At 56.8% G+C, this 17,136-nt stretch carries 16 protein-coding genes; 7 read left to right on the top strand and 9 right to left on the bottom strand.

What is annotated here, in order from left to right; translation table 11 throughout:
• Positions 1-233: 233 nt before the first annotated feature.
• Both J8X26_RS13250 and J8X26_RS13245 read right to left on the bottom strand, forming a co-directional pair.
• On the bottom strand, positions 234-1,148 hold the full coding sequence (locus J8X26_RS13250; RefSeq protein ID WP_208951094.1) for a proline iminopeptidase-family hydrolase: 915 nt from the start codon (positions 1,146-1,148) through the stop codon (positions 234-236).
• Between the two features lie 88 nt (positions 1,149-1,236).
• Complete coding sequence (locus J8X26_RS13245; RefSeq protein ID WP_152326786.1) at positions 1,237-1,992, bottom strand: LuxR family transcriptional regulator; 756 nt, start codon at positions 1,990-1,992, stop codon at positions 1,237-1,239.
• 228 nt (positions 1,993-2,220) lie between these two features.
• Between J8X26_RS13245 and J8X26_RS13240 the strand changes: the two genes are divergently transcribed.
• The 7 genes from J8X26_RS13240 (at position 2,221) to J8X26_RS13210 (ending at position 9,891) form a co-directional block, all read left to right on the top strand.
• The gene (locus tag J8X26_RS13240; protein ID WP_152326787.1) at positions 2,221-3,159 is read left to right on the top strand and encodes an ABC transporter permease; all 939 of its coding nucleotides are present in this window, start codon (positions 2,221-2,223) and stop codon (positions 3,157-3,159) included.
• Entirely contained in the window at positions 3,156-4,016 is an 861-nt protein-coding gene (locus J8X26_RS13235) for an ABC transporter permease (RefSeq protein ID WP_208951093.1), read from the top strand. The genes J8X26_RS13240 and J8X26_RS13235 overlap by 4 nt, the downstream gene beginning before the upstream one ends.
• Positions 4,013-5,020 carry an ABC transporter ATP-binding protein gene (locus J8X26_RS13230; RefSeq protein ID WP_208951092.1) on the top strand — a complete coding sequence of 336 codons (1,008 nt, stop codon included), beginning with the start codon at positions 4,013-4,015 and terminating at the stop codon, positions 5,018-5,020. Before J8X26_RS13235 ends, J8X26_RS13230 begins: the two co-directional genes overlap by 4 nt.
• Complete coding sequence (locus J8X26_RS13225; protein WP_208951091.1) at positions 5,004-6,047, top strand: ABC transporter ATP-binding protein; 1,044 nt, start codon at positions 5,004-5,006, stop codon at positions 6,045-6,047. The genes J8X26_RS13230 and J8X26_RS13225 overlap by 17 nt, the downstream gene beginning before the upstream one ends.
• Before the next feature lies 1 nt (position 6,048).
• Positions 6,049-7,563 (top strand): ABC transporter substrate-binding protein, encoded by a 1,515-nt coding sequence (locus J8X26_RS13220; protein ID WP_152326791.1) that lies wholly within the window; start codon positions 6,049-6,051, stop codon positions 7,561-7,563.
• Positions 7,564-7,784: 221 nt separating this feature from the next.
• On the top strand, positions 7,785-9,266 hold the full coding sequence (locus J8X26_RS13215; RefSeq protein ID WP_208951090.1) for an MFS transporter: 1,482 nt from the start codon (positions 7,785-7,787) through the stop codon (positions 9,264-9,266).
• Positions 9,267-9,312: 46 nt separating this feature from the next.
• Entirely contained in the window at positions 9,313-9,891 is a 579-nt protein-coding gene (locus tag J8X26_RS13210; protein ID WP_165060528.1) for a TetR/AcrR family transcriptional regulator, read from the top strand.
• Between the two features lie 35 nt (positions 9,892-9,926).
• Here J8X26_RS13210 and J8X26_RS13205 read toward each other — a convergent pair whose 3' ends face one another.
• From J8X26_RS13205 to tssA, 7 genes are all read right to left on the bottom strand, one after another.
• On the bottom strand, positions 9,927-10,091 hold the full coding sequence (locus tag J8X26_RS13205) for a DUF2474 domain-containing protein (protein WP_152326793.1): 165 nt from the start codon (positions 10,089-10,091) through the stop codon (positions 9,927-9,929).
• 10 nt (positions 10,092-10,101) lie between these two features.
• Positions 10,102-11,109: a cytochrome d ubiquinol oxidase subunit II gene (gene cydB, locus J8X26_RS13200; protein WP_165059805.1), complete on the bottom strand. Its 1,008-nt coding sequence runs from the start codon at positions 11,107-11,109 to the stop codon at positions 10,102-10,104.
• 2 nt (positions 11,110-11,111) lie between these two features.
• On the bottom strand, positions 11,112-12,536 hold the full coding sequence (locus tag J8X26_RS13195) for a cytochrome ubiquinol oxidase subunit I (protein WP_152326795.1): 1,425 nt from the start codon (positions 12,534-12,536) through the stop codon (positions 11,112-11,114).
• 556 nt (positions 12,537-13,092) lie between these two features.
• Positions 13,093-14,466, bottom strand: coding sequence for a VasL domain-containing protein (locus tag J8X26_RS13190; protein WP_208951089.1), 1,374 nt, complete (start codon positions 14,464-14,466; stop codon positions 13,093-13,095).
• 114 nt (positions 14,467-14,580) lie between these two features.
• Positions 14,581-15,051 carry a hypothetical protein gene (locus J8X26_RS13185; protein ID WP_208951088.1) on the bottom strand — a complete coding sequence of 157 codons (471 nt, stop codon included), beginning with the start codon at positions 15,049-15,051 and terminating at the stop codon, positions 14,581-14,583.
• Positions 15,052-15,084: 33 nt separating this feature from the next.
• Complete coding sequence (gene tssE / locus J8X26_RS13180) at positions 15,085-15,516, bottom strand: type VI secretion system baseplate subunit TssE (RefSeq protein ID WP_152326798.1); 432 nt, start codon at positions 15,514-15,516, stop codon at positions 15,085-15,087.
• Positions 15,517-15,531: 15 nt separating this feature from the next.
• Positions 15,532-17,088, bottom strand: coding sequence for a type VI secretion system protein TssA (gene tssA, locus J8X26_RS13175; RefSeq protein WP_208951095.1), 1,557 nt, complete (start codon positions 17,086-17,088; stop codon positions 15,532-15,534).
• Positions 17,089-17,136: the final 48 nt, after the last annotated feature.

Here is a 17,136-nt window from a genome sequence, read left to right as displayed (position 1 = left end):
ACAGCGAGAGTCTTTTTTCGAGCAGGTTCGAACCCGAGGCGAGAGAACCGCGCAGCGGCGGCGTTTGCGGCAATAGCCGGAGTTGCTGAAACATACTTTACTAGCGGCAGCGCGCAGTTAAAAAGCGCGGATGTCCAGAGGGCGCGCGCGTTAACGCGCCCTTTGGGCCAGTTTGGGCGGCGAGCCCAAGGTCTTGACCTTGAGCGATCACCGAAACTTACACCAGACCGCCTTTAAAGGCAGCCCTTTGCAGCTGCCTCCTGCAAATCCAGAAACTCCTGAATGCATTCCATGCACGCTCCCCGTTCTTCCACATGCGGCATGTGGCTCGAATTCTCAAAAATCACCCACCGGACGTCTTTTATCCCGTCGGCAAAGGGCTGAACCACTTCGGGGGCGGCTTCGTCGTAGCGGCCGGAAATCAGCAAGACCGGTACGTTGATCGCCGGCAGACGGTCGATGATCGTCCAGTCTTTCATGCTGCCGATGACGTGAAATTCGGTCGGGCCGTTCATGGCGTGATAAACCGTCGGATCGGCGTCCATCGCGGAGAAGGTGCGTTTAACCTCTTCCGGCCACGGGTCGAGACGGCAAACGTGGCGCGTGTAGAAAACCTGCGAGGCGGCTTTGTATTCTTCGCTGTCGATCGTTCCGGCCTGTTCGTGGGCGAGCAGGGTTTCCTGCACACCGTCAGGTAGTTCGCTGCGCAGGCGGGCGGCGGCTTGCAGCCATAATTCCATCGAGGCGGGTGAGTTGGCGATGATCAGTGCCTTCAGGCCGGCCGGCTGCGTGACGGCGTGTTCGGCACCTAACATTCCGCCCCAGGATTGCCCGAGGAGGGCGTAGTTTTCTTCGATGCCGAGATTGCGCAGGAGATTATCCAGCTCAGCCAGAAACAGCGATGGTTGCCAGAAACCGGCCGGTTTATCGGGAAGATGCGTCGAACGGCCATTGCCGATCTGATCGTAATGAATGACCGCGCGACCCGTGCGGGCGATGTCGCGAAAGGCGTCGACGTAATCGTGCGTGCAGCCCGGTCCGCCGTGGGCGATCACCAGCGGAGTCTTGCCGCGACTGAGATCGCCGCTGATGCGGTACCAGGTCTGGTATTCCTGAAACGGCGCGTAGCCTTCAGTGATCTTGACCATTTTGTTTCCCCTGTCGGTGAATAATCTTCTCAGGGTAAACATCGGGGCGGTGCTGAACAGCTAGTAAAAAAGATAGGAAATTGGGCGGTCAGCTGTCCAGCAGGCGATAATGCAGCGCGCGAACCACCGCCTGGACGCGGTTGCTGGCCCCCAGTTTACGACCGGCAGTGTTGAGATGCAGTGTTACGGTGGCCACCGAGCGGCTGAGTTTGCGGGCGATTTCCTTGGCCGTTAGCCCTTCCGCCGCCCACGCCAGACATTCGCGCTCGCGCTTGCTCAGCCGCACATGTTTGCAGGTCAGCACGCTGGCGTCGAACAGCGGAAAGACGCACTCCTGAAACGTCAGCGCCAGCAGGCTCAGCTCCGCCAGCACATCCTGAATATCCAGTTCATGCCCCGCGCCTGTGTGTATGCCGGTCACGGTGACAAACCCGCCGTTCGGCAAATGCAGGGGTACGGTCGCGCCGCACGGCATATTGTTATCACACATGTAATGCGTGACCGGTTTGTTGAGATCGCTCAGGCGGTTTTGCAGGGACGTGTTGTCTGGCCGCTGATAGGACCACACAAACGGCGCGCAACTTTCCAGCGCGTAATGCTGCACCGGATCGACCTGATAATAGCCACTTTCCAGCCACAATTTCTGCATGTCACCCGGCACGTTACACATCCGCAGCAAAGAGGGCGTGATCAGCTCGCCTTCCAGCGAGCGCGGCACCGGCGTGTAATCGTAGATCAGGGCATCGAACCCCAAACGCGACGTCTGCGCAAAGAGGTGGTTAAACGCGCCATCCACGGTGGTTTCCCGCAACGGCGCGGCACTTTCTTTCACCGCGAGTTTCATAAATTCATCTCCGCAAGTTCCTCTTTCCGCCACGAATGTGCTGATCGGGCACCGATTTTGCTGCTGACCGGTTGTTAAGAAAAAGTTATGCAATCGCAATGCCAAATCGCCGACGGGATAAACCTAGTATTTTTGCTAACTACCGGTGAGGTTTTGCTGCGGCTAACGTAGAGCTACAGGGGAAATGACGCCTGCTCTGCACCAAAAACAGTCATTAAGAGGATTGCCATGCACCGTTACCGATTTTTGCTCTGGCGCCCGCTGCAACTGCTGCCGGTTTTGCTGGGGATCAGCATTCTGACGTTTGTCATGGTGCGCGCCATTCCCGGCGATCCGGCGAGGATCCTGCTGGGCGTACGCAGCACGCCGGAAGCCATCGCCCGCATTCGTGCGCAGTACGGACTGGATCTGCCGGTCTGGCAGCAATATCTCTACTTCTTACGCAACCTGTTGCACGGCGAAATGGGGAAGTCGCTGATTTACCGCGTGGATACGCTGAAACTGATCATGTCGCGCATCGAACCGACGCTGTATCTGGTGCTGGGCAGTGTGATGCTGGCGATGCTGTTTACGGTGCCACTGGCGGCAACGGCGGCGCGAAACCGCGGGCGGCTCGCGGATCAGATGATCCGTCTGCTTTCTACCGTTGGCCTCGGATTACCGGCGTTCTGGCTGGCGATCATGATGATTTTGCTGTTCAGCCTGTCGCTCGGCTGGTTTCCGGTTTCGGGCTACGGCAGCGATTTCGGCGAGCGTTTACATCATCTGTTTTTGCCTTGTCTGACCGTGGCGCTGGCGCTGTCGGCGGTGCTGACCCGCAACCTGCGCGCCAGTTTGTTGATGGAATTGCAGAACGATTATGTCACCGCGGCCAGGGCGCGCGGGCAGAACGAGAACCGGATTTTCTGGCGGCATGTCATGCCCAATTCTCTGGTGCCGACGGTCAATCTGCTGGCGGTAAATATCGGCTGGCTGATTGGCAGCACGGTGGTGATTGAAAGCGTTTTTGCTATTCCGGGCATGGGACAGTTGCTGGTGAAAGCCATTATCAGCCGCGATTACATGGTGGTGCAGGGCGTGGTTTTGGTGTTTGCGCTGGCGACGGTGGCCGTCAATCTGGTGGCTGATTTGCTGACGGTGGCGTTAGATCCGAGGGTGAAACTATGAGCATGACCGAAAAAATAGCCACGCAGCGGTTCGGCCGTTTTCATCTGCGCGGGTTGCCGCGTCAGCAGGCGCTGCGGCTGGGTATTCTGATGCTGAGCGCGTGGCTGCTGATTGCGCTGTTTTCCCCGTGGATTGCCCCGTTCGACCCGATTGCGCAGGACGCTGCCGTCACGCTGTCGCCGCCGACTTTTGCGCATCCGTTTGGCACTGATAATTTTGGCCGCGATATTCTTTCCCGCGTGATGTGGGGCGCGCGGATTGATCTGCAAATCTGCATTATCGGCGTCATTTTTCCGTTCACCTTTGGCACGCTTATCGGCGCTTTTTCCGGCTATCTTGGCGGCGCGGTAGATACGTTTTTCATGCGCGTTATCGATGTGGTGCTGGCGTTTCCATTTCTGGTGCTGATGCTCTCTATCATCGCCATTCTCGGGCCGGGGTTAAGCAGTTTTTATATCGCGATGGCGATGGTCGGCTGGGTGTCTTACGCCCGGCTGGTACGCTCGCAGGTGCTGACGCTTAAACACCGGGATTTTATTCTGGCCGCGCGCAGCCTGGGTTACCGCCATCCGCGCATTTTGCTTTTGCATCTTTTACCCAATGCGCTGACCAGTTCGCTGGTGTTCTCAATGTCCGATTGCGTGCTGGTGTTGCTCAGTGGTGCATCGGTGAGTTACCTCGGTTTAGGCGTTCAGCCGCCGCTGGCCGAATGGGGCGTGATGGTCGCCGAAGGGCAAAGTTTTATCACCACCGCCTGGTGGATAACCACGTTTCCGGGCCTGGCGATTGTCGTGCTGGCGATGAGTTTCAGCCTGCTGGCCGACGGTTTAGGTGACAAACTGGGGGAGCGCCCATGACGCTGTTGCAAGTTCGCGGTTTAACCATTGAAGACCGGCAGGGCGTGGCGCTGGTGGATAAGCTTTCCCTCACGCTCAGTGCCGGTGAAATCCTCGGGCTGGTGGGCGAAAGCGGGTCGGGCAAAACGCTGAGCTGCCGCGCAATGATGCGCCTGCTGCCGGGCGAAGGCTTGAACATCCGCGCCGGAGAAATCCGCCTGAATGACACCGATTTACTGACGCTCAATGATAAACGCATGACAGCCATTCGCGGGCGGGAAATTGGCATGATTTTCCAGAACCCGGCCAGCCATCTGAACCCGGTGATGACCATCGGGCAGCAGATTGCAGAAAGCCGCCGCCTGCATTTTGGGGCGAGCCGCCGCGAGGCACAGCGTCAGGCCGTGGAGTGGCTGCGGCAGGTGGGCATTCCCGATCCGCAGCGTCGCGTGGACAACTATCCGCATGAGTTTTCCGGTGGTATGCGTCAGCGCGCAATGATAGCCGTGGCGCTGGCCTGCGAGCCCAAAATTCTGATTGCCGACGAACCGACTACGGCGCTGGACGTCACCGTGCAGATGCAGATTTTACGGCTGCTTTGCGATCTGCGCGAGCGGCTGGGTATCGCCATTATTCTCATTACTCACGATCTCGGCGTGGTAGCACAAACCTGCGACCGCATCGCGGTGATGTACGGCGGGCGCTTGTGTGAAACCGGCGAAAAACGTCAGGTACTGGCGCAGGCGCTGCATCCTTATACCCGCGGCCTGATTGACTGTCAGCCCGCCAGCGAAGGCGGGGCGGGGCGGCTGATCACGTTGCCCGGCCAGCCACCGGTTGCGGCGCGTTTCCCGACCGGCTGCCGTTTTCATCCGCGTTGTACACACGCCACGGCGCAGTGCCATGACCTTCAGCCCGCGATGCAGACCGCTGAGTTTGCCCGCAGCCACGTTGCCGCCTGCCATCACCCTTTGCGGGTTCTCAGTCCGGTGATATCCGGGAGGGAAAATGAATCCACTTTCTGACCGGACGGCTGCGCCGGATGTGCGGCCTTACCCGCTGCTGGAAGCCGAAGATTTGTCGGTGACGTTTCCGGTATCCGGCGGGCTGGGGCGTAAAAAGCGCGTCGTGCAGGCGGTGAATGGTGTGTCGATGTACATCAATGCCGGAGAAACGCTGGGGCTGGTGGGCGAATCGGGCAGCGGAAAAAGCACACTGGGGCGCGCGATGTTGCAGCTGGAAAACGCCAGTGCAGGGCGTGTGCGCTTTAACGGGCAGCTGATCACCGGCGGCGTGAAACCGGATATTGCCCGGCTTCGTCAGCAAACGGCAATGATTTTTCAGGATCCGTTTTCCTCACTGAACCCGCGTCAGACGCTGGGCGAGAGCATTGGCGAAGTGCTGCGTGTACATCAGAAAGTCGCGAAAGCAGCGATCCCGGCGCGGATTAACGAGCTGCTGACGCTGGTCGGCCTGAGCGCTGATCATGCGTCGCGGAGACCCCAGGCGCTGAGTGGCGGGCAGTGTCAGCGCGCCGGAATCGCCCGCGCGCTGGCGATTGAGCCACGGCTGATTGTCGCCGATGAATGCGTCGCGGCGCTCGACGTGTCGATTCAGGCCCAAATCATCAACTTGCTGATGGATCTGCGCGAGAGCATGGGGCTGGCAATTTTGTTTATCGCGCATGATCTGGCGATTGTGCGGCGTCTCTGCGACCGCGTGGCAGTGATGTATCTGGGGCGGATTGTTGAAAGCGGCCCGACGCAAACGGTGTTTAATACGCCGCGCCATCCTTACACCGCCGCGCTGGTGGCGGCTATCCCCGAGATTGACCCCGACCGCCCGCTGCCGGAGAACTCGTTACAGGGCGAGCCGCCCAGCCCGGTTTCGCTGCCTGCGGGCTGCGCTTTTCATCCACGCTGTGCCCGTGCGCTTCCTGCGTGCAGGCAGGGCGCGGCACCCGAAACCCGGCATATTGCCGATCATGCTTTCGCCTGTGTGCTTGATGCGCCCGGTAGCGAAAGGATTTTTCCGATGACTGAAGGAATGTGACATGAAGCAAAAGCATTTTAACGTTGTGGCCGCCGGGGTGCTGCTGGCGTTGAGCCTGGTCAGCGAAATGGCGCAGGCGGCCGGGGTTCTGACCATCGGACGTCGTGAGGACAGCACGACGTTTGACCCGATCAAATCGGCGCAAAACGCCGATAACTGGGTGTTCTCGAACGTGTTTGATCCGCTGGTTCGCGTGGACAATACCGGCACCAAACTGCTGCCGGGGCTGGCGGAAAGCTGGACGATTTCGCCGGACGGCAAAACGTATACGCTGAAAATGCGCGAGGCAAAATTCTCAGACGGCACGCCGGTCACGGCTTCGGATGCGGTGTTCAGCCTGACGCGTATCCGCGATGACGCCGGTTCACTGTGGAAAGATTCGTACAGCATTATTGATACGCTGAAAGCGGACGATGCGCACACGCTGGTCATCACGCTGAAAACGCCGTCGGCGGCGTTTCTTTCCCAGCTGGCGCTGCCCAATGCGTCGGTGATTTCACAGGCGGCGCTGACCAAACAGGGCGCGGATGATTTTGCCGAACATCCGGTGGGTTCGGGCGCATTCAGCGTGAAAGCGTGGACGCGTGGCGAGAAAGTCGAGCTGGTGAAAAACCCGTATTACTGGGATGCCGCGAAGGTAAAACTGGATGGCGTCGAGTGGCTGACGCTGCCTGACGACAATACCCGCATGCTCAAAGTGCAGGCGGGCGAAATCGATGCGGCGCTGTCGATTCCGTTCTCACGCATTTCCTCGTTGCAGAAAGACCCGAAACTGGCCGTCGAACTGGACACTTCAACGCGAGAAGATCATCTGCTGATTAACCATTCACACGGCGATCTGGGCAAAGTTGAAGTCCGGCAGGCGCTCGATTTCGCCATCGATAAAAAGTCGATTATCGACACCGTGACGTTCGGCTACGGCAAAATCGCCAATTCCTATATTCCTGACGGCGCGTTGTATCACTACGCCGGTAACTTACAACGTCCTTATGATCCCGGGAAAGCCAAACAGCTGCTGGCGGCGGCAGGCGTGAAAAACCTGACGCTGAAATATCTGGTGAACGCCGGGGATGAAGTGGACGAGCAAATCGCCGTTTTGCTGCAACAACAGCTGGCAAAAGCGGGCATTACGGCCAGTCTGCAAAAAGTGGATCCGAGCCAGAGCTGGGACATGTTAGTCGCGGGTGATTACGATATTTCGGTGATGTACTGGACGAATGACATCCTCGATCCCGATCAGAAAACCACGTTTGTGCTGGGACATGATTCCAACAACAACTACATGACGCGTTATCACAACGATAAAGTGAAAGCGCTGGTGGCTGCCGCCCGTGTGGAAATGGATCCGGCAAAACGCCAGCAGATGTATATCGATTTACAGAAAATGGCTAAAGCGGACGTGAACTGGATAGATTTGTATTACAGCCCGTACCGCAACGTGACACGTAAAAATATCAAAGACTTCCATCAGAACCCGCTGGGCCGTTTCACGCTGGAAGACACTGTTAAAGAGTAATTTCGCCTCACCGGGGAAATAATAAGAAAACTGAGATAAAAGTCTGTTTACCCCTTTTGCCCACCTTCCGGTGGGCTTTTTCTTGCCGCTGAGTTCTGCGTTTCTGCCCGCCGGTGTGTCAACCGATCCTCAACCATTACGCTGGCTTCGCTTGATTTTGAGCGCCCGCTCAAGTACCTTTCGCGCTTGAGCAAGTGCTCAAAAACTTTCTGAGGCTGTATATGTTCGTCCAAAACCGCTGGCTGATCCTCGCCATTGTCACCAGTACCCTTTTCCTGATCATCATTGATATGACGGTGCTTTACACGGCGCTGCCGCGTCTGACGCTGGCGCTGGGGGCGTCGTCATCCGAAAAATTATGGATCGTGAATGCGTATCCGCTGGTCGTCGCCGGGCTGCTTCCCGGCGCGGGTATGCTGAGTGACCGTCTCGGGCATAAAAATCTGTTTATGAGCGGCCTGCCGGTGTTTGCGCTGGCGTCGCTGTGCGCGGCTTTTGCGCCGTCCGCGGAATGGCTGATCGCATCCCGCGTGTTTCTGGCGATTGGCGCGGCCATGATGATGCCCGCGACGCTGGCGATTGTGCGCCATGTGTTTACCAATGAACGCGAACGTGCGCTGGCGATTGGTATCTGGTCGGCGGTGGCATCAGGCGCGGCGGCGCTCGGGCCGGTGATTGGCGGCGTGTTGCTGGAATATTTCTGGTGGGGCTCGGTGTTCCTGATCAACGTGCCGATTGTGGTGGCCGTATTCCCTTGTGCGCTGGCGTTGATCCCGCGCGGCAAAGGCAACCCGGAACGTCCGTGTGATTTCACCGGATCGGCGATGGTGATGCTCGGGCTGGTCGGCGTGATTTATGCGCTGAAAGAGCTGAGCAATATGAACTCTTCATGGACTGGCGTGTTGTTCCCGGCCTTTGCAGGCGTACTGTTTCTGGGGCTGTTCGCCAGAAGGCAAAAACGCGCCGTGCAGCCGATGATCGATTTTTCGCTGTTTCGCAACCGCGCTTTTGCCTGCGGCGTGGGCGTGGCGATCACCTCGATGATTGCGCTGATCGGCATCGAACTGGTACTGAGCCAGCGGTTGCAACTGGTGCTCGGGCTGACGCCATTTATGGCCGCGATGTTTATTCTGCCTATTCCGGTAGCCTCCGCGCTGGCATCGCCGCTGGCCGGAATGCTGATGCCAAAATACGGCGTCCGCAAAATCATGCTCGGGGGTTTCGCGCTTTCCGCCGCGGGAATTGTCAGCCACGCGCTGCTGTTTGAAGGCGGCACCGCGATGCAGCTCGCCAGCCTGTTTATTTTAGGTTTCGGCCTCGGCGGCGCGGTGACGGCGGCCTCGACCTCCATCATGCTGAACGCCCCGGAAGAGAAAGCCGGGATGGTCGCGGCGATCGAAGACGTGTCATGGGAAATGGGCGGCGTGCTGGGTGGCCTGATGACGGCAGTTTACAGCCGCAGCCTCACGCTGCCGGCCGGTATTGTGACCGGCGACGGCGCGTATGACAGCCTCGATGAGGCGCTGAATATCGCCAGCCATCTCAGCCCGGAGCATGCGACGTTAATCAGCGAGCTGGCGCGTACGGCGTTTGATCAGGCGTTTCTGGCGGTCCTGATTTCTGCCGCCACGCTGGTGATCGCCACCGTGGTGGTGCTGAAAATCGTCCTGCGTAAGCCGGTGGGCGTGCGCCAGTCTTCCTGATAAACTGCGGCCTGAGCGGTTGCTCAATGCCAGCACAGGATTGATGATGAAAGAAAATCGGGAAGCGTTGAGGGCGAAAATCCTTGATGGTGCAATCAGCCTCTTTATCGAAAAGGGGATTGAGAAAGTGACGACGCGCGAACTGACGGAATACGTCGGGATCTCGCGCAGTCATATTTATCACTACTTTCCCGACTGGCAGACGCTGTGTATCGAAGCGCTGACGGAGGTAATGCTGGCGGAACTCAAGGAGTTCACCGCAGAAATCGTGGCGCTGCCGCCGCAGGAAAAACTCCACACGCTGGTAAACAGTTATCTGCCGGATACGCAGGGTGACATCTGGCGACTTTACGGTTCGCTGTGGCAACTGGCGGCGCACAACGAGGCTTACGCCGCACTGGCGCAACTGATGGTGAGGAAATGGCTGGATTTGCTGGCTGAAATCATCAGCGCAGGTACTGAAGCGGGGATATTTCGATCCACCAACGCCGCACGCGTCACCCGCCAGCTTTCCGCGATGCTCAATGGTTACGCCGATCAGCTGATCGTCATGCCCTCAGCGGAGGTCAGGCAGGAAGCCATGGAAGATATCTGTGATTTCGTGGAACTGGTGTTGAAGAAATAAATAAAAGGCCGCCACGAATGCAGCGGCCCTCTGCATCAGTGCTCCCGCATTCCCGCTGCAAACATCAGCAGATGAAATACTGTCGCGACGACAAACAGCGCTAACACACTTCCACCCCAGATGACGGCCATCCAGCCAACGCGTTTTAAGAACGGGGCTTTGGTGATGTTGTTGTCATCCATTTTTCTGATGAGATTCATACGAAATTCCTCAGTGATAACCCTGATCCGGCGTCACTTTTCCGCGGAACACGTAGTAGCTCCAGAAGGTGTACACCAGAATGATCGGGATGATGAACAGCGCGCCCACCAGAATGAAGCCCTGGCTTTGTGGCGGTGACGCCGCTTCCCAGATAGAAATGGACGGCGGAATGATGTTCGGCCAGATGCTGATCCCCAGACCGGTATAGCCCAGGAATACCAGCGCCAGCGTCAGCAGGAAGGGCGCGTGATGCGCGTTTTTGCTGATGGCACGGAACATCCACGCAGAGACTAATACCACCAGAACCGGTACCGGCAGGAACCAGTAAAGGTTAGGGCGAGTGAACCAGCGGGTGGCGATATCACTGTGCGTCAGCGGTGTCCACAGACTGACTGCCAGCGTCACCAGCAGGAAAACCACCAGCAGAGGTTTAGCGATTTTGTGCATCGCTACCTGCAATTCGCCTTCGGTTTTCATGATGAGCCAGGTGCAGCCGAGCAGGGCATACGCCACGACCAGCGCGAACCCGCAGAACAGGGTGAACGGCGTGAGCCAGTCCAGCGCCCCACCGGCATACGTGCGGTTAACCACAGGAATACCATTGATGACGGCGCCCAATACCACGCCCTGACAGAAGGTCGCGATAACCGATCCCCAGATGAAGGATTTATCCCACACATGTCGTTTGGCCGGGCTGGCTTTGAAACGAAATTCAAACGCCACGCCGCGGAAAATCAGACCGAACAACATCAGGGTCAGCGGGATGGACAGCGCATCAAGAATCACCGAATACGCCAGCGGGAATGCGCCGTACAACGCCGCACCGCCCAGCACCAGCCAGGTTTCGTTGCCGTCCCAGACCGGCGCAACGGTGTTCATCATCACGTCGCGGTCGTGCTCTTTTTTCACCAGAGGGAACAGCAGACCGATGCCCAGGTCGAAGCCGTCCATCACCACATACATCATCACGCCGAAGATGATGATCAAAAACCAGATCAGCGGTAAGTCGATACCCATTATCAAGCTCCCTTAGAGTCGTCGGACAGTGATTCCGAAATAGCAGACAGCGGACGCGCAGGCGTGCGGTGCTGGCCCGGACCACCGTGGTCAACGCTTTCACCTTCATGCGCCTGCGGACCTTTGCGGATCAGACGCATCATGTAGCCGTAACCCACGCCAAACACCGAGCAGTAAATGACGATGAACAGGATCAGGCTGACGCTCATCTGCAACACGTTATGGTTCGATACCGCGTCTTTGGTGCGCAGCAGGCCGTAAACGACCCAGGGCTGACGCCCCATTTCGGTGGTGATCCAGCCCGCCAGTAGTGCCAGCAGACCGGAAGGCCCCATCAGGAAGGCAAAGCGCAGGAACGCTTTAGAGGTATACATTTTGCCGCCACGACGCAGGATAAGGCTCAGCACACCCAGCAAAATCATCAGCATGCCCAGACCGGCCATGATGCGGAAGGTGTAGAAAATGACGGACGAGTTCGGACGATCTTCTTTCGGGAAAGACTTCAGCGCCGGGATCTGATGCGTCAGGCTGTGCGTCAGGATCAGGCTGCCGAGATACGGGATTTCAATCGCGTAACGGGTTTCTTCGCGGTTCATATCCGGGTAACCGATCAGCACCAGCGGGGAGGGTTTATTGTCTTTATTTTCCCAGTGGCCTTCGATGGCCGCGATTTTAGCCGGCTGATATTTCAGGGTGTTCAGGCCGTGGGCGTCACCCAAAAATGCCTGAATCGGGGAGACAATCAGCGCCATCCACATCGCCATCGACAGCATGGTGCGGATTGCCGGGGTATCACGCCCACGCAGTAAATGCCAGGCCGCCGCAGAACCGACGAAGAACGCAGACGCCAGGAAGGCGGCGGTGGTCATATGCATCAGACGGAACGGGAAAGACGGGTTGAAGATGATTTTCATCCAGCTGACCGGCACGACCAGATTGTTAACAATCTCGTAGCCCTGCGGCGTCTGCATCCAGCTGTTGGACGCGAGGATCCAGAAGGTGGACATCAGCGTACCGAGCGCCACCATGCAGGTGGAGAAGAAGTGCAGACCGGGGCCGACGCGGTTCCAGCCGAACAACATCACGCCGAGGAAACCGGCTTCAAGGAAGAACGCGGTTAACACTTCATAGGTCAGCAACGGGCCGGTAATGCTCCCGGCGAACGAGGAGAACATGCTCCAGTTGGTGCCGAACTGGTACGCCATCACCAGACCGGAGACCACGCCCATACCGAAGTTAACGGCAAAAATTTTCGACCAGAAATGATACAGGTCGCGGTAGGCCTCTTTTTTTGTTTTTAGCCACATGCCTTCCAGTACCGCCAGAAAACTGGCCAGCCCGATGGTGATTGCGGGAAAAATGATGTGAAAAGAGACGGTGAAGGCAAACTGGATCCGGGCCAGTTCTAGCGCATCAAGACCAAACATAACAACCTCTTTTGTGTGTCAGATAACCCTTCCAGACGCTGGCACCGGTACGGGAACCGGCGATGTCGGACATTCGCAGGTGAAGTCTTTAATGAAAGGGTAGTACAGCTGGGGTTTCGCGAGGAATAGATTTAACCACAACGGGAGAAGGCATTAACAGGGACGGTTTCGTGGGGAAATTACCGGCTGAAACACTTTTGCGGCAGGGGAATAGGAGCGGGGAGGGAAACTAATTTCAGCCCGAAGCGCCCGAGGGAAGAGTAACCCTGAAAAGTACGCGGACATGATGTTGCATTGATCTGGATCAAAGAGTTTTGATGTTTTCTGAATGTAATTACCCTGCGTCCAGTAATGACTTGTTGTGTGCCATATTGGTAACTAAAAAGTTAAATCTCCAGGGGCATCGGCGCATTCTGATTTTAATGCAATGTAAATTTATGTCATCGGTTTTGGTCGAAATGACGCCAAAACAGGTAATGGTTGTAGTATTTGTTTACATTTACGTATCACGAAGGACACGCCGTCAGCGCAGCGGGGTTGGCCGACGGCGTATAAATCATCGTTGTTGTGTTTCAGGCACCGCAGCGGCGGGTTCCAGCAGTGCATACCGGTTCAGAAGCTGTGTGAACTGATTATCCAGTTGCATTAGCAGCTGAGGAGATATGGCATCTTTCTGCTGTCTGGCGTCGGCTAATTTACGCAACGATTCTTCGACCGGCGTAGCGCTGTTCAGCGCCTGCTGAATGGCAAAAACCGACGATTTGAGCTGCGAGACGGTCATATATTTGCCGCGCTGTTCATCCAGCCCGTTAAGCTTATCTGCCAGTTGCTGCAACTGCGCGTTGGCCGAATGCCAGCCGTTAAGGTTTTCCAGCGGCATAGCATTGGCGGTCAGCTGCTCGTTCCATTCCTGCGTCAGCTTTTGCGTCTCTGGATTGTCAGGCCAGAGGAACCGGGTTTGCTGAATCAGCTGCGAACCGGTGTCCTGCGCCCAGCGCGGCGAAAGTGCGGCCAGATGGCGGGTTTGCTGACGGGTGGTGGCAATGATCTCTGGCGCCTCGCGGTTCAGTGATTCTGCCTCGCGATTTTTCAGGGCTTGCAGTTCCGTAGCGCTCAGAGGTTTTGGCGTCTTCGTCATTGACGCTATCAGCCGCTCGCTGGCAGATGGATGATAAAACGCGTTCACGCCTGCCACCACGCCGCTGCCAACCAGTACGGTGACCACAATTCCCGCCACAAATCCTTTCCACTGTAACGGACGCTTTGCCGCCGGAGCGGGCGCAATCACCACCTGCGGAAGCTCGGGTTCTGCCTGAGCAACATAAACCCAGGGTTCGCTGGCCTGGGTCTCCCATGTTCTTTCAACTTCTTCGGCGGAAGCGGGCAGCACAACAGCAGAGTCTGTCGAGGCGTGCATGTTTTCGAGGCGCATCGCGGCACCCTGCATATAGGTGCTCAGCACGGCAAGCTGGCTGGCGTGTTTGAGTTCAAGACGTTGCAATACGTCACACAGTGCATTGATGAGTTTTTCCGCCTCATAAATTTGCGGCAGGTCGCGGTATTCCAGCGTCATTCCCCGAAGGGATTGTTGCAAGCGCTGGCTCAGCCCGGTCAGAATTTCCATCCGTGCATGAACCGGCTGCGGCCATAGGCCCGGCCACTGGCGGGAGATCAGCGCCTCGAGTATCGCCAGCCCTTCATTCAGCCCGGACAACCCGACGAGTTGCGCCCGCGCCTGCGTGTACCACGATGCAGTTTGCAGCTCGATGCCGTTTTGCTGGAACAGGCTCAGACACAGCTGTTCCACTTTTTTCCAGTTCACATCCGGACGCGCCGGGTGTGTCAGTTTACTCAGTTCTTCGCGTAAAACGGCATAATCAGCCAGCGCACGCGGGTCGCCCCCGGTGCGCAGCTGGCGTTCAATAGACATGGTTGTTTTCCTTAACTGACGTAATTCTGCTCTTTCACATAGCGGATCAGCACAAGACCTTCAGGTATTCCCGAAGGCCAGTGCATTAAAAAATTCAGGCGGCAGGGTTAAAGGTCAGGACAATAAACCTTCAATCATGTTGAAAAAGATCTCTTCGCTGAACGTTTCGCCGGGCTGCGTGGACCTGCCCGCCGGACGCCATGTCCAGTGATTGTGCTCTGCGGAACGCATGAATATACGGCAAAGAGGGACAGGAGCGCCCTCAGCGCAGAGACTGACTTCCACGCAGCCCGTCACGCCCTGACCGTATAAAAAGGCAGGCGTGAATTTCACCATCCTGTTTTCATAACGCAGGTGGATGCCGGGAATGTTGAATGCCCTTCCGCCTATCAGAAATTCAACCAAGGAAACGGAGGTGCTTTCCGTCCGGATGCCGGTACCGGCCAGCCATGTTTCCACGTTCTCCTGAAGCTGACTCATCTGTTGCTGAAACTCAGCGATATCAGCCTGACCTTTATTTTCAAACACGGTACGACCCGGTTGTTTGTCCTGTAGCTTTTTCAAAAAACGTTCTTTAGCTGACATTCTTCCTCTGTTATCGCCAATGGCAGACGGCCATCAAACATAATTCTGCTGTTTCATATGGCGCATCAGCACGCGGCCTTCCGGCATAAATTCCGTCCCGAACCGTACCAGACCGAGCTCTTTCAGCTCCGCGTCGATGGCGTATTCAAGATGCCCCGGCGTGGATTGCGGCAGTAAAATCACGTTCAGCTTTCGGATCCGCGGCTCGTATTTCAGCAGCGTGGCGGAGAGCGTGGTCAGCAGGGAGTGCGCAGTGCCGGGCATCCCCTGCAAGATTTTGCTCATGTCCGGCAGGCCATAATCCGGCAGATGCGAAATCGTTCCTGCGCGGCAGTTAAGGACCCGCTGCATGTTGTCGAGTACGGACAGAATGACCTGATTGGCTTCGCTGATGCTTTGACGATCGAGATCACCGGTGAAGTTGCCGGTGAGAATTTCATAGAGAGAAGGGGATGGGGAGTTCATCCGTTTGCATTCCTTTTAAGCGCAAAGCACGGCTGCACGTGCGGGATCAATCGCAAAAAGCCCGGCCAGCAGCGTGTCCATTTCCTGCGAAATTAATGTTTTGTTGGTATCACCGCGTTGAACTTTCATACGCAGTAATTTAAGGCGACGGGCTTTCACTTCAAACATAAATGCCGGTTCCCATCGGGCCAGCGTCAGACTGTTGCCCGTTGTTTCCAGTTCGCTGAGCAAATGAAGTGCCATCTCATTTTTGCCATATTGCTCAGCAATACGGGCCATCAGCAGCCGGATGAGCCAACGCTGGCGATATGTATTCATGCCCGGACGGGTTTGTAGCCAGTTGAGTGCGGACTCGATACCGTCACTGTCTGCCTGTGCGAGCGCTTCAGCTTCCAGCTGGAGGACATCGTCATCACCGTTAACTGGCGCCGCATTTTGCTCTGATTGCCAGAGCACGCTATTACCCTGTATTTCGCCGGATATCCAGCCTGCGGTAACCTCATCAGCGAACGGAGTGCCATCGCTATAAGCCAGAGTTTCAAGCCCTGGAAGACGAATCAGCAACAACCGCAAATCTTGTTTGATGAACTCCGCCCAGCCGTCATAAGGTGGTCCTGATTTACTCAGCGCCTGATACAAATACCACTGCAAATCCAGCCAGAAATGGTTGACGCCTTCGCTAAACATCCGGTCGGCGTTCTCCAGTATCTCGCTCCAGCTTTGCTGCAAAAACAGGCGTTTGAGATGTGCGCGGTACTCAGCTCGCGGGGGCACGAGTCGGGTACACCCTTTGGCGTCAAGCGGAGGGAGTTGATCGACGGTGTCCCATCGCACAGTAGTCATCAGACGATGCCCTGAAAGCCAGCCCTGTGGCTGATCGCGCAGATATTGCGCGAGAGCTTTCGCCTGATCGAGCAACTCACGACCAGACTGAATGGTACGTAGTGCTGGCATTTCCTGTGATGTGGAACGGGATTCGGCGGATGCCTGGCCTCCGCTGTTTTGTGGAACAACCGCATCGAAGCCGCCGGACTGTGCAAGACGTGCGCCGAGAGCGTCATATAAGCCGCTGAGTTGCGGTCGGTTTTCGGGCTCCCATGTGGGAATTGAATCTTCAAAAAGAGCCAGCGAGGCGAGTATGCGTTCAAACTCAGGCTTATCAACCTCAGGATAAAGCGACAGGCTGTCCAGCACTTTACTGCCAGATAACCATTCCATCGCGACCAGTCGGCTATTTTTTCGCGATGGCAGCAGCCGGTCGCCATAGCGGGCAATCAGTCCACTGAGCAGCTCCAGCCCTTCGGCCAGACCTGATTCGCCGTCGCGATGTAACCGTGCCCAGAGATAATAGGTGGCCACCCGCACATCTTTGCAAACTGTGGTCAGTAATTTTTCAGCCAGCTGACAAATAAGCTCGGTATCAGCGCCTGAGATTTTGTTGACCTCTTCACGCATGCGCTGAAAATCGTCGTCATACCCGGGGTCTTCACCCACGGGCAAGGTGCTGCTGATGGGTTGCAGCCATTTGTCCCACAATGCAGTTTGGGCTTGGCTTTGTTGAATAAATCGGATTTAGATAAAAGCTCCCCTCGTCGCCGACTTCCTCAGGTAATCCGTACA

This window comes from Rahnella sp. ChDrAdgB13, assembly GCF_017655185.1.
Classification (GTDB): domain Bacteria; phylum Pseudomonadota; class Gammaproteobacteria; order Enterobacterales; family Enterobacteriaceae; genus Rahnella; species Rahnella contaminans.
The sequence above is the reverse complement of the archived record's forward strand: the minus strand, read 5'-3'. Positions and strand labels throughout refer to the sequence as shown.

Bases quoted from the DNA above. Each gene is read 5' to 3' on its own strand.
- cydB (WP_165059805.1), bottom strand. From the start codon at position 11,109: ATGGGTATCGACTTACCGCTGATCTGGTTTTTGATCATCATCTTCGGC.
- J8X26_RS13245 (WP_152326786.1), bottom strand. From the start codon at position 1,992: ATGAAACTCGCGGTGAAAGAAAGTGCCGCGCCGTTGCGGGAAACCACC.
- J8X26_RS13240 (WP_152326787.1), top strand. From the start codon at position 2,221: ATGCACCGTTACCGATTTTTGCTCTGGCGCCCGCTGCAACTGCTGCCG.
- J8X26_RS13225 (WP_208951091.1), top strand. From the start codon at position 5,004: ATGAATCCACTTTCTGACCGGACGGCTGCGCCGGATGTGCGGCCTTAC.
- J8X26_RS13220 (WP_152326791.1), top strand. From the start codon at position 6,049: ATGAAGCAAAAGCATTTTAACGTTGTGGCCGCCGGGGTGCTGCTGGCG.
- J8X26_RS13190 (WP_208951089.1), bottom strand. From the start codon at position 14,466: ATGTCTATTGAACGCCAGCTGCGCACCGGGGGCGACCCGCGTGCGCTG.
- J8X26_RS13195 (WP_152326795.1), bottom strand. From the start codon at position 12,536: ATGTTTGGTCTTGATGCGCTAGAACTGGCCCGGATCCAGTTTGCCTTC.
- J8X26_RS13185 (WP_208951088.1), bottom strand. From the start codon at position 15,051: ATGTCAGCTAAAGAACGTTTTTTGAAAAAGCTACAGGACAAACAACCG.
- J8X26_RS13205 (WP_152326793.1), bottom strand. From the start codon at position 10,091: ATGAATCTCATCAGAAAAATGGATGACAACAACATCACCAAAGCCCCG.
- J8X26_RS13210 (WP_165060528.1), top strand. From the start codon at position 9,313: ATGAAAGAAAATCGGGAAGCGTTGAGGGCGAAAATCCTTGATGGTGCA.
- tssE (WP_152326798.1), bottom strand. From the start codon at position 15,516: ATGAACTCCCCATCCCCTTCTCTCTATGAAATTCTCACCGGCAACTTC.
- J8X26_RS13250 (WP_208951094.1), bottom strand. From the start codon at position 1,148: ATGGTCAAGATCACTGAAGGCTACGCGCCGTTTCAGGAATACCAGACC.
- J8X26_RS13230 (WP_208951092.1), top strand. From the start codon at position 4,013: ATGACGCTGTTGCAAGTTCGCGGTTTAACCATTGAAGACCGGCAGGGC.
- J8X26_RS13215 (WP_208951090.1), top strand. From the start codon at position 7,785: ATGTTCGTCCAAAACCGCTGGCTGATCCTCGCCATTGTCACCAGTACC.
- J8X26_RS13235 (WP_208951093.1), top strand. From the start codon at position 3,156: ATGAGCATGACCGAAAAAATAGCCACGCAGCGGTTCGGCCGTTTTCAT.